The organism is Paenibacillus sp. LC231 (assembly GCF_001860525.1).
In the GTDB taxonomy this organism is placed as follows: domain Bacteria; phylum Bacillota; class Bacilli; order Paenibacillales; family Paenibacillaceae; genus Paenibacillus_AQ.
Map to the genome: position 1 here is coordinate 1 of NZ_JFOM01000024.1, position 24,005 is coordinate 24,005.

23 protein-coding genes and 1 rRNA gene are annotated in these 24,005 nt (G+C 50.6%); all 24 read right to left on the reverse strand.

Going from position 1 to position 24,005, the window contains the following annotated elements:
* A 16S ribosomal RNA gene (locus AK95_RS16700) occupies nucleotides 1-69 on the reverse strand; the annotation flags it as partial.
* A 379-nt stretch (nucleotides 70-448) separates the two neighbouring features.
* The gene (locus AK95_RS16705) at nucleotides 449-985 is read right to left on the reverse strand and encodes a hypothetical protein (RefSeq protein WP_071221053.1); all 537 of its coding nucleotides are present in this window, start codon (nucleotides 983-985) and stop codon (nucleotides 449-451) included.
* 157 nt (nucleotides 986-1,142) lie between these two features.
* Entirely contained in the window at nucleotides 1,143-2,654 is a 1,512-nt protein-coding gene (gene lysS / locus AK95_RS16710; RefSeq protein ID WP_071221054.1) for a lysine--tRNA ligase, read from the reverse strand.
* Between the two features lie 310 nt (nucleotides 2,655-2,964).
* The gene (greA, locus tag AK95_RS16715) at nucleotides 2,965-3,441 is read right to left on the reverse strand and encodes a transcription elongation factor GreA (protein ID WP_009591919.1); all 477 of its coding nucleotides are present in this window, start codon (nucleotides 3,439-3,441) and stop codon (nucleotides 2,965-2,967) included.
* 210 nt (nucleotides 3,442-3,651) lie between these two features.
* Nucleotides 3,652-4,683 carry a tRNA dihydrouridine synthase DusB gene (gene dusB, locus AK95_RS16720; protein ID WP_071221055.1) on the reverse strand — a complete coding sequence of 344 codons (1,032 nt, stop codon included), beginning with the start codon at nucleotides 4,681-4,683 and terminating at the stop codon, nucleotides 3,652-3,654.
* Nucleotides 4,684-4,907: 224 nt separating this feature from the next.
* Nucleotides 4,908-5,114 (reverse strand): helix-turn-helix domain-containing protein, encoded by a 207-nt coding sequence (locus tag AK95_RS16725; protein WP_071221056.1) that lies wholly within the window; start codon nucleotides 5,112-5,114, stop codon nucleotides 4,908-4,910.
* Complete coding sequence (gene folK, locus AK95_RS16730; RefSeq protein WP_071221057.1) at nucleotides 5,066-5,614, reverse strand: 2-amino-4-hydroxy-6-hydroxymethyldihydropteridine diphosphokinase; 549 nt, start codon at nucleotides 5,612-5,614, stop codon at nucleotides 5,066-5,068. Before folK ends, AK95_RS16725 begins: the two co-directional genes overlap by 49 nt.
* Nucleotides 5,615-5,621: 7 nt before the next feature.
* Complete coding sequence (folB, locus tag AK95_RS16735; RefSeq protein ID WP_006207454.1) at nucleotides 5,622-5,984, reverse strand: dihydroneopterin aldolase; 363 nt, start codon at nucleotides 5,982-5,984, stop codon at nucleotides 5,622-5,624.
* A 39-nt stretch (nucleotides 5,985-6,023) separates the two neighbouring features.
* Nucleotides 6,024-6,884 (reverse strand): dihydropteroate synthase, encoded by an 861-nt coding sequence (folP, locus tag AK95_RS16740; RefSeq protein ID WP_071221058.1) that lies wholly within the window; start codon nucleotides 6,882-6,884, stop codon nucleotides 6,024-6,026.
* Nucleotides 6,881-7,768, reverse strand: coding sequence for an aminotransferase class IV (locus AK95_RS16745; RefSeq protein ID WP_071221059.1), 888 nt, complete (start codon nucleotides 7,766-7,768; stop codon nucleotides 6,881-6,883). Before AK95_RS16745 ends, folP begins: the two co-directional genes overlap by 4 nt.
* Nucleotides 7,765-8,346, reverse strand: a complete 582-nt coding sequence (pabA, locus tag AK95_RS16750) for an aminodeoxychorismate/anthranilate synthase component II (protein WP_071221060.1) — start codon at nucleotides 8,344-8,346, stop codon at nucleotides 7,765-7,767. The genes AK95_RS16745 and pabA overlap by 4 nt, the downstream gene beginning before the upstream one ends.
* 1 nt (nucleotide 8,347) lies before the next feature.
* Nucleotides 8,348-10,012, reverse strand: coding sequence for an anthranilate synthase component I family protein (locus AK95_RS16755; RefSeq protein WP_071221061.1), 1,665 nt, complete (start codon nucleotides 10,010-10,012; stop codon nucleotides 8,348-8,350).
* A gap of 263 nt (nucleotides 10,013-10,275) precedes the next feature.
* The gene (cysK, locus tag AK95_RS16760) at nucleotides 10,276-11,211 is read right to left on the reverse strand and encodes a cysteine synthase A (RefSeq protein ID WP_071221062.1); all 936 of its coding nucleotides are present in this window, start codon (nucleotides 11,209-11,211) and stop codon (nucleotides 10,276-10,278) included.
* 429 nt (nucleotides 11,212-11,640) lie between these two features.
* On the reverse strand, nucleotides 11,641-12,576 hold the full coding sequence (locus AK95_RS16765) for a peptidylprolyl isomerase (RefSeq protein WP_071221063.1): 936 nt from the start codon (nucleotides 12,574-12,576) through the stop codon (nucleotides 11,641-11,643).
* Between the two features lie 20 nt (nucleotides 12,577-12,596).
* The gene (gene hslO, locus AK95_RS16770) at nucleotides 12,597-13,481 is read right to left on the reverse strand and encodes an Hsp33 family molecular chaperone HslO (protein ID WP_071221064.1); all 885 of its coding nucleotides are present in this window, start codon (nucleotides 13,479-13,481) and stop codon (nucleotides 12,597-12,599) included.
* A 57-nt stretch (nucleotides 13,482-13,538) separates the two neighbouring features.
* A complete protein-coding gene (locus tag AK95_RS16775; RefSeq protein ID WP_071221065.1) occupies nucleotides 13,539-14,303 on the reverse strand; it encodes a type III pantothenate kinase in 765 nt (254 codons plus the stop codon).
* A complete protein-coding gene (gene nadC / locus AK95_RS16780) occupies nucleotides 14,300-15,175 on the reverse strand; it encodes a carboxylating nicotinate-nucleotide diphosphorylase (protein ID WP_071221066.1) in 876 nt (291 codons plus the stop codon). The genes AK95_RS16775 and nadC overlap by 4 nt, the downstream gene beginning before the upstream one ends.
* On the reverse strand, nucleotides 15,165-16,781 hold the full coding sequence (gene nadB / locus AK95_RS16785) for an L-aspartate oxidase (protein WP_071221067.1): 1,617 nt from the start codon (nucleotides 16,779-16,781) through the stop codon (nucleotides 15,165-15,167). The genes nadC and nadB overlap by 11 nt, the downstream gene beginning before the upstream one ends.
* A 38-nt stretch (nucleotides 16,782-16,819) precedes the next feature.
* Nucleotides 16,820-17,758, reverse strand: coding sequence for a quinolinate synthase NadA (gene nadA / locus AK95_RS16790; protein WP_071221068.1), 939 nt, complete (start codon nucleotides 17,756-17,758; stop codon nucleotides 16,820-16,822).
* Between the two features lie 229 nt (nucleotides 17,759-17,987).
* Nucleotides 17,988-20,063, reverse strand: a complete 2,076-nt coding sequence (ftsH, locus tag AK95_RS16795) for an ATP-dependent zinc metalloprotease FtsH (RefSeq protein WP_071221069.1) — start codon at nucleotides 20,061-20,063, stop codon at nucleotides 17,988-17,990.
* 99 nt (nucleotides 20,064-20,162) lie between these two features.
* Nucleotides 20,163-20,702, reverse strand: a complete 540-nt coding sequence (gene hpt / locus AK95_RS16800; RefSeq protein WP_071221070.1) for a hypoxanthine phosphoribosyltransferase — start codon at nucleotides 20,700-20,702, stop codon at nucleotides 20,163-20,165.
* A 68-nt stretch (nucleotides 20,703-20,770) separates the two neighbouring features.
* On the reverse strand, nucleotides 20,771-22,201 hold the full coding sequence (gene tilS, locus AK95_RS16805; protein ID WP_071221071.1) for a tRNA lysidine(34) synthetase TilS: 1,431 nt from the start codon (nucleotides 22,199-22,201) through the stop codon (nucleotides 20,771-20,773).
* Between the two features lie 48 nt (nucleotides 22,202-22,249).
* Nucleotides 22,250-23,170, reverse strand: coding sequence for a serine/threonine protein kinase (locus AK95_RS16810; protein ID WP_071221072.1), 921 nt, complete (start codon nucleotides 23,168-23,170; stop codon nucleotides 22,250-22,252).
* Nucleotides 23,154-23,894 carry a vWA domain-containing protein gene (locus AK95_RS16815; protein WP_071221073.1) on the reverse strand — a complete coding sequence of 247 codons (741 nt, stop codon included), beginning with the start codon at nucleotides 23,892-23,894 and terminating at the stop codon, nucleotides 23,154-23,156. The genes AK95_RS16810 and AK95_RS16815 overlap by 17 nt, the downstream gene beginning before the upstream one ends.
* Nucleotides 23,895-24,005 lie beyond the last annotated feature (111 nt).

The window sequence follows — 24,005 nt, forward strand, 5'->3', positions numbered from 1 at the left end:
CCGCTCGACTTGCATGTATTAGGCACGCCGCCAGCGTTCGTCCTGAGCCAGGATCAAACTCTCCAATAAAGTGTTTGACTTGCTCATTTCTTAACTGACGAGAATTTGTTCAATTCTCTATTTCAACTCCCCACCAAAGTGGTTCGTTTTACTCACTCGTTGTTCAGTTTTCAAAGATCAACTTCTTCGTTTGTCGCCAACAGTTTATCTCGTTAGCAACTCTTATATCTTATCACATCCGCTCGATCATTGCAAGCTTTTTTTGAATTTAATTTTTCAAATTCATTTTGGCTTGTTGTCCCAAGCGTTTGTTTCGACCGTATTTCTTGGCCGGAAATATAATATACCATGGCACTCGACGATATGCAACCCTTTTGAGCAAATTAGTATTAAGGTAAAATAATACATTCATTTACTTACTATAATACTGTGTATTCATTATATCCATTTACCTCACCTGCTTCTTAGGCCAGAAGGTATAACTGAAGCTATATATGAAGTCAATTCCCAAGATCACCGCCCATTGCAAGGCCATAGCCTTTAACTGCTCTGTTCGCGCTAGCTCCCCAACCACAAGGATCATAACGCCAAGCAGCATAACTCCTATCATCCACGCCAACACATGGCGATACCAACCCTGACGCTCACGCTTCGCGCGAGCCGATCCATATTTCGGGGCAGGCTCCGGTTTCTTGCCACCTGCAAATCGGTGAGCAAACCGGGCGTCCGCCCATTGGATCATCCGATGCCCAAAAGCAATCGTCACCCCGATATATACAGCTGCCAGCCCATGCATGAATCCGGCTTCCGCCCCGCCACGCAGATCTATAATGGTTACGGCTATCAACAATAAGTCGATGATCGGCGTACACAGCAGCAGTATTCCGCCCGTTCTTTTCAGCCCGAGCAGATATCTTGCGCTTAATCCGGCTAGAACAAATACCCAGAATAAAATCTCACATCCAATAATAAAAGCCCCAATCATTCCGCCAACCTCCTTTTTTAATACAATTGTACCAAATAAATTTAACACAGCTTCCTTCTCTGAACAAGTACAATCGAGAAGTCCAAACAAAAAAGGCAGCCGACTATAGAAATCTATAGTCAACTGCCTCTTCAACCATCGATGAATGGAGCAAATTCTATTCCTTATTACGCATATGCGGGAACAGCAAGACATCACGAATGGACGGGGAATTCGTAAGAAGCATGATCAAACGATCGATCCCGATACCAAGTCCGCCTGTTGGCGGCATACCGTACTCCAGTGCACGCAAGAAATCCTCATCCATCTCGTGCGCTTCATCATTGCCCTGTTCTTTTTCCTTCATCTGCGCTTCAAAACGCTGACGCTGGTCGATTGGGTCATTGAGCTCCGAGAAGGCGTTCGCATGCTCACGCGCCACGATAAACAGCTCAAAGCGATCCGTGAACCGCGGATCCACGTCGTTCTTCTTCGCAAGCGGCGAAATCTCAACCGGATGGCCGGTTACGAACGTCGGCTGAATCAGCGTCTCTTCAACGAACTGCTCAAAGAATGCATTCAAGATGTGGCCGAATGTCATATGCGGCTCTACCGGAACTTTATGTTCTTTTGCAAGGCGATGCGCTTCCTCATTGGACATTTGCACACTGAAGTCTACACCTACAACTTCTTTTACCGCATCCACCATGGATACATGACGCCATTGTGGCGTCAGATCAACTTCATGCCCTTGATAGGAAATCACTTGTGTACCCAGCACCTCTTGGGCAATATGTGCGATCATATTCTCGGTCAATGCCATAATATCCTTATAGTCCGCATAAGCTTCATAGAGCTCAATCATCGTGAACTCCGGATTATGACGGGTAGAGATCCCCTCATTCCGGTACACGCGGCCAATCTCGTACACTTTTTCCAGACCGCCCACGATCAGACGCTTCAGGTGAAGCTCAATCGCGATTCGCATATACAGCTCCATATCCAGCGCATTATGATGCGTAATGAACGGGCGTGCCGCCGCACCACCAGCGATCGAATGCAAAGTCGGGGTCTCCACTTCAAGATACCCTTGTGAATCCAGGTAACGACGCATCGATTGGATAATACGGGAACGGGCAATGAAGGTCTTCTGCACATCTGGGTTAATAATCAGGTCGACATAACGCTGACGGTAACGGAGTTCCACATCCTTCAAACCATGGAATTTCTCAGGGAGCGGATACAACGACTTCGAAAGAACCTCCAGCTCCTTTACCTTAATGGTGGTTTCACCGGTTTTGGTCTTGAACAAGACCCCTTTTACCCCGATGATGTCACCCAGATCAAGGATGCTGAATGCTTCATATTGCGCTTCTGCAATCGAATCCTGGCGAACATAGATCTGAATTCGACCGCTCAAATCCTGAATATGAGCAAAAGAAGCCTTGCCCATGCCGCGCTTAGCCATAATCCGGCCGGCCAGGTTCACTTCCACCTGCTTCTCTTCAAGTTCTTCCTTGGAGAGCTCGTCATACTGCTTCAGAATATCACCTGCGTGATGTTCTCTTTCATATTTTCCGCCAAACGGATCGATGCCCAGCTTCCGAAGCTCGTCCAATTTGTTGCGGCGGATTTGCAAAAGCTCACTTAACTCCTGTTCTTGTTCCTGGTTATTCATTTCTTCCGTCATCGTCATTCATCTCCTTCATTTCACTTCCATCGTAATCCCCAACAGCACAAACGCCGCCACCTATAACATCCGGACAGCCCTTAAACAACTTGTATACATTCGGCTAGGACTTAACGGTAGGGCAGCCATTTCAAGACATGCCACTAACCCATTAAGCCCTCAACACAGCCTGCCTATTCAAAATAACCCCACAAAGTGGAGCCTATGCTTCGATGCTTATTCCAAATACTTTGCGGGGACCCCAAAAAACTTATAAATTCTAATATGTTAAAAAAGCCCCCCGAAGGAAGCTTTCTATACACATTCCGACTTACTTCTTAATGTCTACAATTTTATATTGAATAACGCCCGCAGGAACGTTAACATCTACAACCGAACCTTTTTGCTTGCCAATAATCGCTTTGCCGACAGGACTCTCGTTAGAGATCTTGTTGTTTAGCGGATCCGATTCAGCCGTACCGACAATGGTATATTCCATTGTGTCGCCGAATTCCAAATCCTCTACGATCACCGTGTTGCCCACGCCAACTACATCCGTATTGATATCATCGTTGTTGATGATGCGCGCATTACGGAGCATTTTCTCCAGCGTTATAATCCGGCCTTCGATAAAGGCTTGCTCGTTCTTGGCGTCTTCATATTCGGAGTTTTCACTAATATCACCATAACCGATGGCAACTTTAATCCGCTCAGCCACTTCACGGCGTTTTACAGACTTCAGATTCTCAAGTTCGTCCTCCAGTTTCTTCAGACCGTCCTGGGTAAGAATGACTTCTTTATCGCTCATTAACCGATTCTCCTGTCATGTAAATAATTTAAACCACGGTATCAACATACTATATGCGAATTCTTGGGGATCAGAACTTCCCTCTGATGCCTGCTCAATTTCTTGAATTTATACTGAAAGATTATATGGGAACCATTTCAAAAAGTCAATGCGCGCAAAGGCTGTCACGAATGTCGCATACACGCACCCGTTAACAGCCTGCACCCCTAATTATCCCATCGCCGCAACGGCTTGAGGATATACACTTTTTGTCGATTCTTCTTGGTCCTCCAGATTGTTCACAAAGTTGTTCAGAAGGTTCACCATTTCGTCGCGCTTCGTTTCTTCCATAATGATATCTTTAATGCGGGCGGAGCCTTTCAGACCTTTCAGATACCACGCAAGATGCTTACGCATTTCCCGTACCGCTACCGCTTCGCCGCGCAGAGCAATCAGACGGTCCATATGCAGAATGGCAATTCGGATTTTCTCCTGCGGAGCCGGATCCGGCAGCAGCTTGCCTGTCTTCAGATATTCCACGGTCCGATACAGCATCCATGGGTTGCCCAGCGCCCCGCGGCCGATCATGACGCCATCGCATCCTGTCGTATCCAACATCCGGCGAGCATCCTCCGGTGTCACCACATCGCCGTTACCGATAACCGGAATGGAGACGGCTTCTTTCACTTGGCGAATGATGTCCCAATCCGCGTATCCGGTGTAGAGCTGCTCGCGCGTACGTCCGTGAACGCTGACCGCCTGACCGCCCGCGCGTTCGACAGCCTGTGCATTTTCGACAGCATAGATGTGATCACTATCCCAGCCTGTACGCATCTTCACCGTGACCGGTTTGTTCACGGCATCGACAACCGCCGCCACCATCTCATAGATTTTGTTCGAATCCAGAAGCCAGCGTGCACCCGCATCCATCTTGGTTACCTTCGGTGCAGGGCAGCCCATATTAATGTCGATGATGTCGGCATTGGTTTGCTGATCGACCACTTTGGCCGCTTGCACCAAAGATTCGCGGTCACCACCAAAAATTTGCAGGCTCAGCGGCTTCTCCCGCTCGTCGACAAACAACATCTCCTGGGTGCGCTTGTTTCCGTGAACAATGGCCTTGCCGCTCACCATTTCAGCGCAAACCAATCCGGTGCCGAATTCCTTAGCAATCAATCGGAACGCCGGGTTGCATACGCCAGCCATCGGCGCTAGAACCACTTGATTTTTCATCTCGATGTTTCCGATTTTCAACTTATCCATTTTATGTGTCACCCCTTTGTGTTCAGATATTTATAGTCGAAAGATCCCGGTTATCGTGCAAGGGATCCCTGAGTTTCAAACCAAACCATCATACTCATTCATCGCGTTATCGTCCAGTCCGCAAAAATTACATGTTCTTGTAGATCGCATCCAGAAACATCATCCTATATGAATGGCAGAGTTTGATGAAAAACAAACCTGCACCGGCTTCCTATTTAGATAATCTAGCTCCGTTCCTTAAGCTCCTGCAATGAAATCTCCAGCACATCCGCAATCTGAGCCAACATTTGCTCCTCGGCACGGCGGTTCCCCCGCTCAATCGCACCAAGGACGGCTAGTGAAATACCGGTTCGCTCAGCGAGCTCTTGCTGGGTCAAACCCTTCAATTTTCGGAAAGCGCGGATACGCTGCGCCAGTTGCTTGTTTTCCAAAGCTGTATTCCTTCCTTTCCTTCCAGGTTCTCAAGTGCTGTCTTCACCATATTGTACAGACCTGAAGGTTCGAACTCATATACGATATCGGCCAGCGGTCTGAGCACAAAAGCCCGCTCCTGCATACGGGGATGCGGCAGTACAAGGTCCGGCGTATCCAGACGGCGCCCTTCCATCCATAGCAGGTCCAAGTCCACCGTCCGCGGCCCCCAATGAATATGACGGACCCGGCCGAGCTGCTTTTCAATTCGCTGCATTTCGGCAAGCAGTTCATGAGGACTCAGCGATGTCGACACGGCTGCTGCCATATTGAGAAACATCGGTTGGTCCACGTATCCGACCGGCTCGGTCTCATACAAGTTGGATACGCGCTCTACCGTAATGCCGGGTACTTCATGAAGCCGTTCCAAAGCCTCCATCAGGTTATCCTCGCGGTCACCCAAATTGGCCCCTAAAGCAATATAAGCCTCTGAACACTCAGAGGTGGCGTGTGAATTCATGATTGTCTCACTTCCTGGTCCGGTGCAGCTCAATGGTCACACCTTCAAAATGAATGTCAAAAGGCGGGTGCGGCTTCGTCAATCGGACCGTTAAAGCATCGATAATAGTATAAGTGTCCAATACCTTAGATGCAATATGCTCCGCTAAAGCTTCAATCAGGCGGAACGACTCCGTCCGCATAATATCCAGCAAAAGATCATGAATCTCGGCATAATTTACCGTGAGCGTCAGATCGTCAGTCTTGGCGGCTTTGCTCAGATCCATCTCCAGCTCCAGATCCACATAGAATCGTTGTCCCAGCTTACGCTCTTCCTCAAACACACCATGGTAGCCGTAGTATTCCATGCGGCTCAGTATCATTTTATCCATCTCGTACTCCGTCCTTCCATCCTTTGTCCCAAGGAAAAATTATATGCGTCTAAGCTCCGTCGAAGCGTAGGTCATGGCATCACACATCTTCGCTGTCCGTTTCATATGCAGCACGTCATGCACACGAACGATCTGGCAGCCTTGGGCAATCCCGTAAGCCACCGTGGCAGCCGTTCCTTCCAGCACATCCTGTGCCGGAGCGCCAAGCGCGGTCTGGATAAACCGTTTGCGGGAGGTAGCCAGCAGCACCGGAAACCCAAGCCCCACCAGCTGATCGAGGGATGCCATCACTTTCATGTTCTCATCATAGTCCTTGGCAAACCCGATACCCGGATCGAGCAAAATATGATGATCCTGCACGCCTGCAGCCCGCGCAATCTCGACACTTTCCAGCAAATCACGCTTTACGTCCTCGATAAGATTGGTGTAATTTCGATCGCGGCGATTGTGCATCAGGATCACGGGACATCCGAGCTCTGCGGCTGTCTTGGGCATATCCGCGTCGTCTTTAAAGCCCCAAATATCATTAATGATATGAGCACCCGCTCCAATAGCCTGACGCGCAACTTCCGCTTTATACGTGTCAATCGACAATGGAATATGCGGCGCGTGCCGGTGAATGGCTTCTATAACCGGGATTACCCGGGCAAGCTCCTCTGCGGCTTCAACCGGCTCGTGGCCCGGACGCGTCGATTCTCCGCCGATATCGATGATGTCGGCTCCCTCTTCCACCAGCTGAAGCGCGTGCTCGACCGCCCGCTCCGTATCGTTGTATCGACCTCCGTCCGAGAAGGAATCCGGGGTCACATTCAATATACCCATAATGAGCGTGGACTGACCGAGCTTTAACACAGCATCCTTGCTCAGATGAAATTCACGTTCGTAAATCGTTGTTTTCATGCCTTTTGCCCTGCTTTCCTTCTATATGCGCTCAGTAATGTACGGGTTATCGGACCGGCCAATCCTTGTCCAATAACTAGAGGCTCGCCTTCAGCTCCAATCAACGTCGTGACCGGAACAATCTCCTGCACAGAGCCTGTCGTAAATATTTCATCCGCTCCGGTAAAGAACTCCCAACTGTATCGGCCTTCTTCGGCTTCAATACCAAGATCGGCAGCCAACTCCAGCACCACAGCCCGGGTAACCCCTGGCAAAATGCCCGTGCCAACGTCAGGCGTATATAATCGACCCGATTTGACAAAAAAGACATTGCTGACAATGCCTTCTGCCACTTCCCCGGCCGCCGTTAGCATCAGCCCCTCTATTGAACCATTCGAGTGGCCGGGGTATCCGGCCACTTCCCGCTTTGCGAGAATATTGTTCATATAATGCAGAGATTTAAACCGAACCGATGATTCCGGTGTGTTACGCGGAAGGGACAATCTCCGCAAGGCTCTGCCTTTCTCGTAGAGCATTTCGTTTGCGGCCGGCAGCTCTTTGGCGAATAAAATCTCGGAAGGCTTCAAATAATCGCCAGCAGGCAAACCGAGCAATCCCTCTCCTGCCGTTACGGTATACCGGATATAAGCATCCTGAAGACCATTGGCCTCCATCAGTTCCGTTATCCAGCGGTTGATCCTCTCAGCATCCGTCCTGTGAACGATCCCGAGCTCCCTGCAGCTGTCCATGAGCCGGTTCAAGTGCCGCTCTATTAAAAAAGGCTTCCCCTCATAAGTGCGGAAGGTCTCGAATAACCCCATTCCGTACAGAAGGCCGTGATCCATTACAGGTATGACAGCCTCGGCAGCTTCAACGATGCCGCCGTTCATGCCAATATATTTCATGCTTTGGCGCCGGCCGTACGCTTCAGGAAATTGCGCAGCATCTGATGGCCATGGTCCGTAATGATGGACTCCGGATGAAACTGCACCCCTTCTACCGGATATTGTTTATGCCGCAACCCCATGATTTCGCCCTCCTCGGTCCATGCGGTAATCTCCAGCTCATCCGGCAAGGTCTCCTTCTCAACGATCAGCGAGTGATAGCGCGTTGCGGTGAACGGAACTGGCAAGCCTTCGAAGACCGAGCCACCCGTATGCTGGATCGCAGATGTTTTCCCATGCATGAGGCGCTCCGCACGAATCACGTTGCCGCCAAAGGCTTGCCCGATCGCCTGATGGCCGAGGCAGACGCCGAAGATCGGAATGACACCCTTGAAATGCGAAATCACATCCAGACTGACGCCGGCTTCATTCGGCGTACACGGTCCCGGCGATATCAGGATATGGTCCGGAGCCAACGCCTCGATGCCGGCGATGTCGATCTCATCATTCCGGTAAACCTTCACTTCCTCGCCGAGCTCACCCAAATATTGAACCAGGTTATACGTAAACGAATCATAATTGTCGATGACAAGTATCATGTTATTTCCCCCCTATATTCGCAGCCACTGCTGCCGCTTCCTCTTCACTGCATATCAGTGCGGCAATCAAAGCCTTTGCTTTGTTATGACACTCCCTGTATTCCCGGTACGGATCAGAGTCAATAACAATCCCTGCACCCGTCTGAATGTAACCAACCCCATCCTTCACGGCGAGGGTCCGAATAATAATGTTAAGCTCCATATCACCATTATAATCGATCCAGCCCATGGAGCCGGTATAGGGCCCTCGCGTCACAGGCTCCAGCTCCTCGATGATCTCCATCGTCCGGATTTTGGGTGCGCCTGTAATGGTGCCGCCGGGGAACGCTGCCGCAACGACATCATACGCATCGTTGCCCTCTGCAATCCGCCCTTCCACTTGCGACACCAGATGCATCACGTGCGAGTACCTCTCAACCGTCATCAGCTCCGGAACATGCACGGTCCCGTATGCGGCAATGCGGCCAATGTCATTACGCTCCAGATCGACCAGCATAATATGCTCCGCCCGTTCTTTCTCGCTGCCAAGCAGCTCCGCTTCCATTGCCTCGTCCTCTTCCGGACTGCTTCCACGGCGCCGCGTTCCCGCGATCGGCCGTGCAGACACGACATCGCCATCCAGCTTCACCAGCAATTCCGGCGAGCCACTGGCCAAGCTGAAGCCCGGTGAAGAGATATACCCCATATATGGCGACGGATTCAGAATGCGCAGCCACTCATAAATATCGGCAGGGTTCGCATGCAGCTGCAAGTGCCGGCGAAGAGACAAATTGACTTGAAATACGTCACCCTGCCGAATATATTCTTGAATCGAGAGCACCGCCTGCTCGAACGCTTCCTGCGTAAAATCAATCTCCAGCCGATCCCAGATTTCGACATTCGGCCCTGACAGCTCCTGCGCTTTCTTCCATCGTTCCTGCCGCACGCACTCATCCTCGGAACTCGAGTCGTTCCCTGAGCCTGTTCCGAACATTTGATTCCATTGGGACAGCATCGATTCAGCCCTTATGACAGCCCGATCATATAACTCCTGCAATAACTTCTCTTGGTCGGTTGAAAGCACCGAACCACTGGATTCTTCACCAGAAGCACCGGGCGCTTTCTTTTCTTTCGAAACTTCTTCGGTCCCGAATGCCCAAGGCAGAGGGATATGCACCGAACAGTAAATGCTGTCGTCTGTATGATCATAGATCCAAATCTCTTCCATCCGCATCCACATATAATCCAGGAACCCCGGCTCATCCTTGGCCATCGTGGGCAATTTCTCAATCGACCGAATCACATCATAACTTAGGAATCCGGCGCAGCCTCCGCGGAAGTCCGGCCACCCCGGTACACGGGGAGCCTTCCATTTGTTCATCCACTGCTCTAACAGGTGCAGCGGCTCTCCCGTTACCTGCGTTCGCAGACCGTCAGACAGCTCGATGATCTCACCATGGCATCCCTTCCCCTGCAGAATGGACACCGGCCGCAATCCAAGATACGTCTGGCGTCCGCCCTTACCGCTCTCCAGCACAAAGGCATATGGTGATGCGGCTTTCCATGCATGTCTCCATGACAGGGGTAACCCTCTTGTTGCTCCTTTATATTGAACCAGATAGGGAACGACGGACCAGCCCTCTTCAGCCCATGCCTGCCACTGGGCCAGCTCCACTCTTCTCTCCATGCCGATCCTCCCTTAGTCATCAAAAGCCTTACTGTTGCCTGTCAGTATACTGTATCCCGCTTCTCTTGAAAACCCTAAATAGAAGCTCGTCCAACAATAATTTTTGGAGCGGTCATCAGGCGGATTCTAATAAAGCGTTATCTTAGGGAGTAGTATACGCAAAAAGCTCTCAATGCTATAAAAACACATTGAGAGCTCCTTCCTTGCCACCTGTTACCCCAACCAGATGAGGTAAGGAGATAGGTGCATATTACGATATCATCTTACTCGAAGTTGTAAAGCGGCGTGCTCAGGTAACGTTCTCCGTTACTTGGGATCACGGCTACTACCCGCTTGCCTTTACCAAGCTCTTTGGCAACCTTCAAAGCTGCATATACAGCCGCACCGGAGGAAATACCTCCAAGAACGCCTTCTTCCTTCGCCACGCGGCGTGAAGTTTCAAAAGCATCGTCATTCTCAACATGAACGATTTCATCGTAGACTTCTTGGTTCAAAATTTCAGGAATGAAGTTTGCGCCGATGCCTTGGATTTTGTGAGGGCCCGGTTTGCCTCCGGCAAGGATTGGCGATGCAGCTGGCTCAACCGCGATAACCTTGATGTTAGGGAACTGCTCTTTCAACACTTCACCCGCACCTGTAATCGTTCCGCCTGTTCCGATACCAGCAACGAATGCATCCAGTGAACCACCGATGGATTCGATCGCTTCAACGATTTCCGGACCTGTCGTTTCACGGTGAATCTTCACGTTGGCTTGGTTCTTGAATTGCTCGGCCATAAAGAATCCGGCATTTTCCTGCAGAATTTCTTCTGCCTTCTTAACCGCGCCGTTCATTCCTTCCGATCCCGGTGTCAGTACCAGTTCCGCGCCATAGGCACGCAGCAGGTTGCGGCGCTCCAAGCTCATGGTTTCAGGCATAACGATAACCGCTTTGTAGCCTTTGGCAGCTGCCACCATAGCTAAACCAATGCCGGTATTACCGCTAGTTGCTTCAATAATGGTATCGCCCGGCTTCAAACGTCCGTCCTTCTCCGCTTCTTCCACAATGCTGATCGCGATCCGGTCTTTAACACTTGCGCCCGGGTTCTGGTATTCCAGCTTCAGATAGATCTCTGCGCTATCCTCCGGTACGATCCGGTTCAAACGGACGAGTGGAGTTCCACCGATTAATTCTGTCACATTATTTACGACTTTTGCCATGAATGAAGCCCTCCTCTAAATATGAATCTTAGATAAACTAGTAAGTCCATAATGGTGTTATACATTCAATGTTGAATCATTAAATTTGTAGTGTCTGGATGTTGAAAGAAAAGCGGAGCCAGCTTATAGACTCAAATTCTTGATTATTGAGGTCTCTGATATCCGAGTAAAAAGGTAGGTTTTTATACCTTCATCTTAACAACGTTACGAGTCATTGTCAATATCCCACACCTCGAAAATCAACATTTCTAGGTGGATTTTCCTGCGCCTCCCGAACGAGAAAACGAGGGACTCGCCTCCTAGGCATGCATGCGTTCTAAAAGCCATCATCCTTCAACGAAGGTAACCTTTTGCACCCTCTAACGCAAAAAAAGCTCCTGCGGCCACATCTTACTCCGCCACAGCGAGCTTTCCCTGTTCTTCCTCTTTTTACAACGTGACCGTACCAGCACTAATCCGTGCCTCGTATTTCTCACGAAGCTGACGCTCCAGTTCGGATAAAGACACCGCCTGCTCCAGAGCCAGCTGCTTGCGAACCGCCTCGCGGACACTTTCCTCACTAGGGGCCTGAGGCTCGATAATGTCCTTCACATAAACAATGGCATAGGTGTCTGTGAGCGAGATGGGCCCCGCAATATCCCCGGGCTCCAGCGTTAAAGCTGCATCCAGCAGTGCCGGCGGCAAAAAGGGATCATCCTCCTCGACCAGTCCGATCTGCCCGCCGTCTTCGCGAGTATACTCATCGAGTGATACCTGGGCTGCGAGATCCGCAAAAGCTTCTCCATCCTCCAGCCGATCCATGACCCGTTCCGCCTCATCTTTCGAAGCGACTTCGATCATGGATAAATTCAGCTGCTTCTTGGGACGAAATTGGTCAGGATACTGTTCCAGATATGAATCGATCTGCTGCTCCTCGATGTGCACGTCGGAAGTCGCAATTTTCTCAAGCAGCAGCCGATACGTCGTCTCTGTCTTTAATTCACTCTCCGTAATGCCTAGCTGATTTTCCATTTCCGATAAGAAACGCTCCATAGAACCATAGCTGCGGCTCATGACTTCGATTTCTGCATCGACTTCAGCCGCCGTAACATCAATATCCTTCGCTTTGGCTTCCAGAGCCACGGCGTGCCGATTCAGCATGGTCATCAGCATTTCGCGGCCATAACGCTTCTTTAGCTCGTCAACCCACTCGTCTTCGGTAATCGCCCTGTCCTGGATGGATGCAACTGGTTGGGAGCCCTCTTTCCACGGTGGTGAGTCCTCTTGCGAAAAATTCCCGGAAAACAGCATCCAGCCGCCCATACCCAATACGCATGCTGTCAAGACAATGACGGTCGCCCACAATCCCTTCTCTTGTCTCGTCATCACGGTCGCTCATCCCAACGTTAAGATTTGGCCCGCTCTAGCACGGATTTCAGCTGTTCTTTATCGAACGTGTATTTTTCATTGCAAAAATGACAGGAAACTTCGGCTTTGCCATCCTCTTCGATCATCTGCTCAAGCTCTACCTGTCCCAAGCTGATCAAAGCGCGCTCTACCCGCTCATGCGAGCAGTCACAGCTGAAGTACACTTCCATTTCTTCCAAGATGGTTACATCCGGAACGACTCGCTTCAGAATGTCTTCCAGTTCCAGCCCTTCTTCCAGCATCTCGGTGATCGGAGGAATCTTGCTTAGCGCAAGCTCAAGCTCTGTAATCTCATCCTCCGTAACGCCGGGGAGAAGCTGGATGATGAAGCCCCCGGCATTCGCCACGGAATAATCCGGGGAAACCAGCACTCCCAGACTTACCGCCGAGTTGGTCTGTTCGGATACGGCAAAATAGTATGTGAAGTCTTCAGCAAGCTCGCCCGAAATAATCGGCACGCTGCCACGGTAAGGCTCCTTCAAGCCGAAATCCTTGATCACATCAATATGGCCGGTGGTACCTACAGCAGCGGCCACATCCATCTTGCCAGGGCGGATATTCGTCAGCTCCACATGCGGATTTTTGACATATCCGCGCACCTCGCCGTTAGCATTACTCTCCGCTGCAATCAAACCGATCGGTCCGTCGCCGCGCACTTGAATGCTAAGACGCTCGTCTCCTTTCAGCATAGCTCCCATCATCGCTGCTGCTGACACGGTGCGGCCCAAAGCGGCTGTGACGACAGGGAACGTATCATGTCTTAGGCGAAGCTCTTCGACCAAAGCGGTTGTCCGCACGGCAAATGTCCGTACTTTCCCGTTTAATGCAGTTCCCCGCAGCAAACGGTCTTTTTGATTACCCATCTTGAGGCCTCCTTGTCTTTCTAGTTGTTTGTAATATCTAACGGTTTTATATCGGTTCTAGTTACGCTCATAAATAATACGCAAGCCTTCCAATGTCAGAAGGGGAGAAATCTCTTCAATGGACTCCGTCTCGCCGGCAATCAGCTCGGCCAGTCCCCCCGTAGCGATAACCTTAACATTGTCCGTACCCATCTCGGCTTTTATACGCTTGACCAGGCCATCGACCTGTCCCGCATAACCAAAAACGATACCGGCCTGCATGGCATGTACGGTATTGCGCCCGATTACCTTTTTCGGCTTTTCAAGCTCTACGCGAGGAAGCTTGGAAGCGCGCTGTACAAGAGCCTCCGTGGCAATGCCAATACCAGGCACAATCACTCCGCCAAGATAATTGCCTGCCTCATCGATGCAATCAAACGTCGTCGCCGTACCGAAATCCACCACAATCAGCGGGCCCCCGTACTGCTCGACGGCTGCTACTGCATTCACAATCCGATCAGCGCCAACCTCGCGCGGGTTTTCATACCGCAGATTAAGTCCGGTTTTGATGCCTGGTCCTACGATCAGGGGCGCCTTGCCAATATATTTATTGCACATCTCCTCGACCACACGCACAAGGGGAGGAACTACGGAAGAAACAATAACGCCTTCGATTTGGCTTACCAGTATATTGGACATTTGAAACAAATTGTGAATCAATACACCGTATTCATCCACGGTGGACTGACGCGATGTACTGATTCGAAAATCATGCAGCAACTTCTTTCCCTGATACACACCCAGTACAATATTGGTATTCCCTACATCCACAACCAGAATCAACTCTCTGTCCCTCCTTTCTTCGCATTTAGATCCAAACTGATATCGAGACTATGGAAAGAATAAGTCAGCCGTCCAACGGATATGACGTCGACCCCGGTTTCAGCAATCCCGCGCACGGTCTCCAGCGTCACGTTCCCCGATGCTTCAACGCGAACATGAGGGGCCTTGGCCTTGATTCTTCGAACAGACTCCGCCATCATGTCATGACTCATGTTATCCAGCATAATAATATCTGCGCCTGCAGCCAGTGCTTCCTCTACCTGCGCCAAGCTCTCGGTTTCAACTTCTATAGTCATGGTATGTGGAATATGGGCTCTTGCACGGCTGACCGCTTGCACGATTCCGCCTGCACCCTTAATGTGATTATCCTTAATCATGACGGCATCGTACAGGCCGAAACGATGGTTCGCGCCGCCGCCAACCTGAACAGCATATTTCTCAAGCATTCGGTGGCCTGGCGTCGTTTTGCGGGTATCCACCAGCCTCGTTGGCAACCCCTCAAGCACATCAACAAAAGAACGCGTTCTTGTTGCAATACCCGACAGACGCTGAAGCAAATTCAAAGCAAGACGCTCGCCTGTCAAAATACGGTGAGTGCTTCCTTCCACTTCGGCGAGAACCGTTCCTTTTTCAACCTCGTCCCCATCACGGACCAATGCCGTAAACGTCAGCGACGGATCAACCGTTTCGAATACCAGCTCTGCAACCGGCATGCCTGCTACAATTCCTGCCTCCTTGGCATGAATAACGCCCTTGGATTCATGACCCGGCTCAATGGTGGTGAGGGTCGTAATGTCCCCCGACCCGATATCCTCCTGCAGCCAAGTCCGTATACTCTGGAGAAGGCCATCGTTGTATCCGTTAAACATCATCGCTTAATTCCTCCGTCATTTCTTGATCCCGTGTATGGACAATATGTTTCTGCCATACGCTGTCATTCCGCTCCGGGAAATCCTCACGATAGTGGGCTCCCCGGCTTTCTTCACGACCCAGCGCACCCTGAACCACGAGCAGGGATGCTGTGAGCATGTTGGCAAACTCGTATTCCTCACGCTTGGAGAGCACGGATTGGAACAATGGCAGCTGACGGCCGAGCTCTTCCGCTGCTCTTAATAGAGTATCCCGATTTCTCCGAAGTCCTGCATAACGCACCATCACCTTCTGTAGCTTCAAGCGTTTTTCCACCATCGCTTGGGACGGAGCGTCCTTGCGACCGAGGTGGAATGATACATGAAGCGGATCGCCTGAAGGTTCCGGCAGGCTCTTAATGCGCTCGACAATACGACTACCATACACAATCGCCTCCGACAGCGAATTGCTGGCCAAACGGTTCGCCCCGTGGACACCGGTAGACGATACCTCCCCGCAAGCAAATAAACGTTTCACGCTGCTCTCGCCGTGCAGATTGGTTTTGATGCCCCCCATCATATAATGCGCAGCCGGGGAGACCGGAATCCAATCTGACGATAAATCGAGTCCATACTGCATGCAGGTTTCATAAATCGTTGGGAATCGATGTCTGACCATTTCCGGCGACTCATGGGTAATATCCAGATAAACAAAGGTAGACCCCGTTGCTTCCATCTCACTGACAATAGCCCGCGCTACGATATCCCGCGGTGCTAGCTCCAGTAAATCATGGTATCTGGGCATGAACCGTTCCCCTCGTATATTCCGAAGAACAGCGCCTTCACCCCGAACCGCCTCTGATATTAGGAATCGGGGTGCCCCTGGATAGCTAAGCGCCGTCGGGTGGAATTGTATAAATTCCATATCCCGAATTTCTGCGCCTGCCCGATAAGCCATGGCAACGCCATCGGCTGTGGCAACCTCCGGATTGGTTGTATACCGGTACAATTGACCGGCGCCGCCGGAACACATAACCGTCGCCCGTCCACGAACGAATACCCGTTTTCCATCAGGCATTTGTACCAAAGCGCCATGACATTCTCCCTGCTCGGTAATCAGGTCAATGACAAAATGATCGTCCCACACCTCTATATTGTGAAGCATTTCAACCTGAATGGAAAGGGCACGCACAATTTCATATCCGGTAGCATCCCCGTTGGCATGAAGGATCCGGCGGTGACTGTGTGCGCCTTCTTGGGTCAGCGCGAGCTCGCCATTCTCCACATCAAACATCGTACCGAGCCGAATCAACTCTTGAACGCCAACCGGCCCCTCGTTTACAAGGACATCCACCGCGGCAGATGAACATAAGCCCGCCCCTGCCAAGAGGGTATCCTGCCGATGATAGGCCGGAGAGTCATCCTCAGCAGTTACGGCTGCAATTCCTCCCTGCGCATAACGCGTGTTGCTTTCGAGCAGCGATTTCTTCGTAATCAGCAGCACATTCTGAGTCGCACTTGCCATGATCGCCGTATATAAACCCGCAATGCCTGAACCGATCACGATGACGTCCGTCTCAACTACCGGAAGATCGTTCAGCTCAAAATCAATTAAATACTGCGGTATCACGATGCCTCACCTGTCTTTTCACGAAAGAGTAGCGCATGCTACTTAACCTGTAACATGCGCTCTAATGAAGTTCTGGCTTTCTCTGCAACGACCGGCGGCACATAAATTTGCGGCTTCATCGTTTCCAACGCTTTGACCAGCTTTTTGAGATTATTCACTTTCATATTCGGACACACCAGGAATTTCGTAGCGAAATGGAACGATTTATCCGGGCTATCCAGTCGAAGCTGATAACCGGTTCCGTCCTCAGTCCCCACGATAAACTCCTTGGCCGATGAATTTTTGCAATACTCCAGGATGGCGGTGGTACTCCCTACAAAATCCCCCATTTCAACAACCTCCGGGCGGCATTCCGGATGCACCACAAATTCAGCATGAGGATATTTGGCCTTCATCTCGACGACATCCTTCACCGTCAGCATGTCATGCGTGTTGCAATACCCTTCCCAGATAATGAGTTTCTTGTCGGTATGCTGCTGAACATAATGCCCCAGATTTTTGTCAGGCACCCATATAATTTCATCCGAATCCACCGACTGAATCACTTTCACGGCATTGGATGAAGTACAGCAGATATCCGTCTCAGCTTTGATCTCAGCCGATGAATTGATGTACGTGACCACTTTGGCATTCGGATGCTGCGCTTTCAGCTTCCGCAGTCCGTCAACGTTCACCATGTCCGCCATAGGGCAGCCGGCCCGCTCATCCGGTATAAGAACCGTCTTGCCCGGTGCCAGAATTTTAGCGCTTTCGCCCATAAAATGCACACCGCAAAATACGATAACCTCGGCATCCGTTTGTGCTGCCTTCTGCGCGAGCAGGAAGGAATCCCCCCGGAAATCAGCGACCTCTTGTATTTCGTCCCGTTGATAATAATGTGCCAAAATGATTGCGTTACGTTCCTTCTTCAATTGCATTAACCGCTCACGCAGTTCACGGTTCTGTTCCGCCTTACGCTCCAGTGCCAACGCTTCCATGATCGACCCTCTCCCCTTATATAGTCCGGCAGTTCGCCGCTGATGACCATGTGACTTTCAGGATGGTTTCCACCTTTGTGAAAGGATTCGCATCCTTATTTAACAACTAATGTACACGTTCATTCTGCCCCCTGTCAATGTGATAGAAAGCACAAAAAGAACCGGAAAACGAATTATCGTTCTCCGGTTCTTCAATTTTATTCGGTATTCGAGGTTTTATCAGCAAATATTACGTTAAGCTGCTGTTACCGTTGTCCGATCCGCCTGGAGGATCCTTGCGTTCGGAATCTTTGCGCTCTGGCCCTGGATCATTCGAATCCATCGGGTTGTTCGGAATTTCTTCCGTGGAAGTCGGCTGCTCGCCGTCTTCTTTCCCTTGGATGCGAACCTTCACGTCGCCAATGTTGTCGATGATCGGTTCACCATTCTCGGAAGAACCTTCTCCTTCACCGTCGCCACTGCCGTTACCTTCAGCTGATCCGGTCTCAATGAGATTCTTGATTTGCTCAAGCTCCAGCGTTTCCATCTCGAGGAGCGTGTTCGCAATCAGGTGAACCTCTTTAGCATGCTTATTCAGGATCTCTTTACATTTCTCATAGCAATCATTAATGAATCGCTGCATTTCCTGATCGATCTCATAAGCGATTGCATCACTATAGTTCTGCTCATGTCCGATATCACGTCCAAGGAACACTTGTCCTTGGGATGTACCGAACTGCATCGGTCCGAGCTTCTCACTCATACCGTATTCCACAACCATGCTGCGGATAATGCCTGTTGCTTGCTGGAAGTCACTGTAGGCTCCGGTCCCGATTTCACCGATGAACAGCTCCTCAGCGACACGTCCGCCAAGCAAACCGGTTACGCGATCCAGCAATTCCTGCTTCGTCACGAGCATCCGATCTTCCTTCGGCATCATAATGACATATCCGCCGGCACGGCCACGAGGGATAATCGTTACCTTATGCACCGTATCCGCATGCTCGAGGAAGTAACCCACAATGGTATGACCTGCTTCATGGTAAGCCACGATGCGTTTCTCGCGGTCACTGATCACGCGGCTGCGTTTCTCCGTACCAACGATAACGCGGTCAATCGCCTCATCCACTTCTCGCATGGAAATATCTTTACGGTTGCGGCGAGCCGCAAGCAAGGCAGCCTCATTCAGGAGATTCTCCAGATCGGCGCCTGTAAAACCGGTTGTACGTTTGGCGATGATGTCGAGTTTAACATCCTTCGTCAATGGTTTGTTGCGTGCATGAACCTTCAGTACCGCTTCACGGCCCTTCACATCCGGGCGATCTACGGTAATCTGACGGTCAAAACGTCCCGGACGAAGAAGCGCCGGGTCCAAAATATCCGGGCGGTTGGTCGCAGCAACGATGATAATGCCTTCGTTCGCTCCGAAACCGTCCATTTCAACCAGCAACTGGTTGAGTGTCTGTTCACGCTCGTCATGACCGCCGCCAAGACCAGCGCCACGCTGACGACCTACTGCATCAATCTCATCGATGAAGATGATACATGGTGCATTCTTCTTCGCGTTCTCGAACAAGTCACGTACACGAGAAGCACCGACACCGACAAACATCTCAACGAAGTCGGAACCGGAAATACTGAAGAACGGCACTCCTGCTTCACCAGCAACGGCACGAGCCAGGAGCGTCTTACCTGTTCCCGGAGGGCCGACAAGCAGAACGCCCTTCGGAATGCGAGCGCCAACTGTGTTGAACTTACGCGGATCCTTCAAGAAGTCAACAACTTCAACGAGCTCCTGCTTCTCTTCATCTGCTCCGGCTACATCTTCAAATGTAATCCGTTTCTTCTCTTCATTATATAAGCGGGCTTTGCTCTTACCAAAGTTCATCACTTTGCCGCCGCCGCCCTGAGCCTGATTAAACAGGAAGAAGAACAGAACAAACATAATGATGAGCGGAATAAAGGATGAAAGCAATGTCAGCCAAATGCTTTGGCCTTCCATTGGCACCACGGACAGTTTGACATTGTTGCTCTCACTGGCTGCAGTCAGCTCTTGCATCGCTGCATCCGTGGCAGGAATATAGGTTGAGAAATTCTCTGATTTTTTCTCTTCGGAAATCTCCCTATACTTACCGGTCACCAGATAAGCGTAACCGTCAAATTGTACCGTCATTTCCTCTATGTTGTTAGCTTTGACTTCCTGCCGCAGTTGATTATAACTAGGGGCATCGGCTTGCTCGCCGCCATTAGTGACGAATTGTACTATGCCCACCACGACTAAAAATAGAATCAAATAAAAACCAGAATTCCGGATGAACCGACTCATCCCCTACCTCCTCTCAAGACACATAAGATATTTTACCACAGCCTGTCTGGCCATCTCAACAAAGGGCCCTGAACTGAGATAGCAGCCCATTGGCGCGGTTTAACTGCTGTAGATTTCCGGCTTCAAAATCCCGATGTAGGGGAGGTTCCGGTAATGCTCGGCATAATCAAGTCCGTATCCGACAACAAAAGCATCCGGCAGCACGAATCCGGTATAATCGGCCTGCAAATCCACCGTACGGCGTGCCGGCTTGTCAAACAAGGTGACAACGCACACCGAGTTTGCCTTGCGGCTCTTCAGAAGCTCAATCAAATGACTCAGCGTAAGACCGCTGTCGATAATATCCTCCACAATCAGCACATCCCTGCCTTCAACGGATGCGTCCAGATCTTTAATGATCTTCACCACGCCGGAGGATTTGGTTGATGCTCCATAGCTGGATACAGCCATGAAATCCAACTCAAGAGGTACTGTTATGGATTTAACCAAGTCGGCCATAAAAATAAACGCACCTTTAAGAACGCAAATAACGAGTGGATTGCGTCCCACATATTCGGCGCTGAGTTTGGAACCAAGTTCCTTAATCTTTGCGTGAATCTCTTCTTCACTGATGAGTATTTCCTGAATGTCATTCTGCAACTTAAGTGGACCTCCTACGTTTATACTATGAAAGCGTGAAACGGGCCATTCTTCGTTTTACACTTGCCTTAAGCATCCGATAGCTCCATCCGGAGAACTCGTGATGTGTGCCGCCCGCAAGCGGCGTGAACGGAACGTCGTACACCTGGAATCCACACAATGCTGCCGGAACCGTCACAAAGAATAGGAATCCGGGCACGGACAGACGGTGGGATTTTCTCATCAATGAGAATATCTTTCACCTTTTTGCTTCCGTTTAATCCCATGATCTTCATCTTGTCCCCCGGCTGTCTGTTACGCAAGGTTAAAGGAAACCTAAGCTCATCCGCATCAAAATCCGCCACAAAGGCCGATGGTCTGGAGCCGCTCCGGCTTTCGCTTCCTGTCTTTAACGACAATTTCAGCATCTTTCCGATTTCCTTAACATACTGCTGCGAAACATCAGGAGAATCAAGAATGTATATGTACTGTCCCTGTTCTTCCGGAGGCTTAGGCCAAAACTGGATCACTCCGTACTCACGAACACAGGTAATGCCGTCACCCAGATCCAGACGCCAGTTGCTTCGCTGATCGTTAAGAATGCCATGGCGCACCGTTTCAATCTTGACAAAATCGGTGTTTTCCTGGTCTGAGGGCAGGTAATTTAATATTAGTTTAATCAAACGCCGTTGTAAAGCGACATGTAAGCCCAAAAAGGAAGGCGCGTCGAAAGCGAGCCTCCCATCGTTCTCCTGTACCATACTCCGAAATTGTTTCGCAGCTTCTAGCTCCACAAAATCATCCTCCTGCTGGACAATCTCGGCCAGCTGATTGAGTGAGGAGGAGAACTGCCCATTGTATCGTTCCAGAAAAGGCAATACTTCCAGGCGAATCGCATTACGGCGGTACTTCGTCTGCAGATTGCTGTTATCGACCGCATACTGGAATCCGCATATACGGCACAGCTCCACGATATCCGCCTTGTACATACGAAGGAACGGACGGATAAGTTCCACTTTTTTTTCCGTTCGCTTAAATTTTATTCCGGCAAGTCCTGACAGGCCGCTCCCGCGCAGAAGCCGCATGAGCACCGTCTCGGCTTGATCGTCAGCATGATGAGCCAGCGCTACGGAGCGCGCATTGTATTTATGGGCTGTTTGCAGCAGAAATTCATAACGCTTCTCTCTTGCTGCCTCCTGTCCACCCTTACCGCTCTCTTCCATATAAGCAGGAATATCGATAAACGCCGTTTCTAATGGAAGTCCGAGCCGCTCCGCCAGTTCACGCACCATTTCTGCCTCTTGGTCTGATTCTTTCCGAAACCCATGATGCACATGGGCGCAGATCAATCGGAGCGGCGTCCGGTGCATAGAAATTTCATGCAATACGTGCAGGAGCGCAACGGAATCAGGCCCGCCGGAAACGGCGACCACGATGCTATCGCCTTCTGACCACAGATCAAACTCTGCGGCTGTACGCTCGACATGGTTGACGAATGTCCGTAAATAATCCTGTTTCACTTCCAGGTCCCCTTTATGAACTCCCAGTAACAAGGTAACAACTCAGCTTCATGAGCGGAAGAAAAAATAAACAGTAAGAGCCATGATGACTAATGACAAACCAAACGCGTTCTTCAGCCAACGCGGAGTTCGCCCCAGTTTAGGACGCACACTCCGGCCCGAACCTTCATATATTCGTTTTCTCCACTCGTTCAACGCTTCCCGTGAATCCGCGAAATCTCCCGACAAAGCCTTGTTCAGCCACACAGCGTATGGCTTGAACACGAGGTTTCTTCGCAGCACCAGCTGCAGATCGGCAACACTACGGGTCTGGGGAAGCTGACAAGACGCCTCCCGTAATGATTTCTCATCCAGCAAGCCGATACACATCACGGCAAACGAGAACAAATCATAGGATATGTCGCCAGTCCTGCTTCCGGCATTCCAGTATCCCCGATCATACCATTCCGTAAACTGCTTGACGCTGCGTCCGAAAGGGCTGACGCCTCCATAGTCGATCAGTTCCACGCTTCCGTATGCCGAGACCATCACATTATCCGGCTTCAAATCACCGAATGCATAACCGGATGCATGCAGAACGGACAGCTTCTCGAGCAGCTTCAGTCCGATCAATCCGATCCAATCGGCACCTCGTTTGCGAATAAAATGATGCAACGGACTCCCTTCAATGTAACGCATGACATAGAAGGACACTTCGCCACTGCCGTCATGATGATCGTCCGCCTCTACAAGGTAGGGGTTCGGCATCTGTTCTTTCAACGCATTCAGGACATTAATTTCGGATTGAAGATCCAGAGCGTCATACCCAACTTTTAGAGCATAACGCTCGCGTACTCCTGCCCGATGGACCAGATACACCTTGCCGTTAGCCCCTTTGCCGAGCATACGCTCCACGATGTACCGGCTGTTCCGCCACTTGCCTTTAATTACGGTTCCTGGCGGATAACCCGGGTTAGACAACGTAGTCACCGAGCATCCCTTCCTCTTGGCTGGAATGACCCTGCCATGATTGATTACCCTCTAGTGTACCATATCGGTAAAATTCAATCACCTTTAACAAGGCAGGTCCCGTCGGCGTTGCCCCCTTCATCTGCAGGCGGCTGAACATTCCCCGGGCACCGTCCAGATCCGAGGTCCAATGCACGTCCATCACGATATCCTCGCCGCTGTGTTTTCCAGGAAAATGGAATACGGACAATTCGCTTGAGCCTGCGCGCGCTTTCAAACTCAGCATTAGATCACGTATCGCTTCCTCAACGGCAGCCAGCTTGGGTTTCATGCTAGCACTTGCATCGATTAACAGCGCGACCTGCAGAGATGACGTCTCAGCCAGCTCATCCACCACTTCAACGACCTGCGATCGCTTGTCCGGCGGAAGCTCCTCCAGCGACCCGCCCCCCAAAATATGCTGTATCTCCTTATTTACCGCTTGTTGGATCGTCTGAACCACCGTTTTCCGAGTCATCATCTGTATCGTCTGCGCCAGCTGCGGTGTGCCTACGATCCGGTGTATACCCCCTCCCGCTTTGGCTATCTCCTGAATCTCCAATCCCCCTAGTTCACCAATCGTTCCGTAATCAAGGACCCCCACCACATTCACGACAATACCATCCTGGAGCGCATGAGCTGCAGCCAGAACCGGACTGGCCCCCACGTTCGAGCATCCGTCCGTAATCAGTAGAATTTGCTTCATAATAAATGATCGCCTCCGTCTCATCCTATCGATTTGACTTCTGTCTCTATCATTTCCACATTCAAGAGAGTTCAAACGATACATAGAAGAATCGACGGAAAAGATTTACCA

Coding starts and splice junctions, on each gene's coding strand:
- AK95_RS16705 (WP_071221053.1), bottom strand. CDS start 985: ATGATTGGGGCTTTTATTATTGGATGTGAGATTTTATTCTGGGTATTT.
- lysS (WP_071221054.1), bottom strand. CDS start 2,654: ATGACGGAAGAAATGAATAACCAGGAACAAGAACAGGAGTTAAGTGAG.
- greA (WP_009591919.1), bottom strand. CDS start 3,441: ATGAGCGATAAAGAAGTCATTCTTACCCAGGACGGTCTGAAGAAACTG.
- dusB (WP_071221055.1), bottom strand. CDS start 4,683: ATGGATAAGTTGAAAATCGGAAACATCGAGATGAAAAATCAAGTGGTT.
- folK (WP_071221057.1), bottom strand. CDS start 5,614: ATGAATTCACACGCCACCTCTGAGTGTTCAGAGGCTTATATTGCTTTA.
- folB (WP_006207454.1), bottom strand. CDS start 5,984: ATGGATAAAATGATACTGAGCCGCATGGAATACTACGGCTACCATGGT.
- folP (WP_071221058.1), bottom strand. CDS start 6,884: ATGAAAACAACGATTTACGAACGTGAATTTCATCTGAGCAAGGATGCT.
- AK95_RS16745 (WP_071221059.1), bottom strand. CDS start 7,768: ATGAAATATATTGGCATGAACGGCGGCATCGTTGAAGCTGCCGAGGCT.
- pabA (WP_071221060.1), bottom strand. CDS start 8,346: ATGATACTTGTCATCGACAATTATGATTCGTTTACGTATAACCTGGTT.
- AK95_RS16755 (WP_071221061.1), bottom strand. CDS start 10,012: ATGGAGAGAAGAGTGGAGCTGGCCCAGTGGCAGGCATGGGCTGAAGAG.
- cysK (WP_071221062.1), bottom strand. CDS start 11,211: ATGGCAAAAGTCGTAAATAATGTGACAGAATTAATCGGTGGAACTCCA.
- AK95_RS16765 (WP_071221063.1), bottom strand. CDS start 12,576: ATGACGAGACAAGAGAAGGGATTGTGGGCGACCGTCATTGTCTTGACA.
- hslO (WP_071221064.1), bottom strand. CDS start 13,481: ATGGGTAATCAAAAAGACCGTTTGCTGCGGGGAACTGCATTAAACGGG.
- nadC (WP_071221066.1), bottom strand. CDS start 15,175: ATGATGTTTAACGGATACAACGATGGCCTTCTCCAGAGTATACGGACT.
- nadA (WP_071221068.1), bottom strand. CDS start 17,758: ATGGAAGCGTTGGCACTGGAGCGTAAGGCGGAACAGAACCGTGAACTG.
- ftsH (WP_071221069.1), bottom strand. CDS start 20,063: ATGAGTCGGTTCATCCGGAATTCTGGTTTTTATTTGATTCTATTTTTA.
- AK95_RS16815 (WP_071221073.1), bottom strand. CDS start 23,894: ATGAAGCAAATTCTACTGATTACGGACGGATGCTCGAACGTGGGGGCC.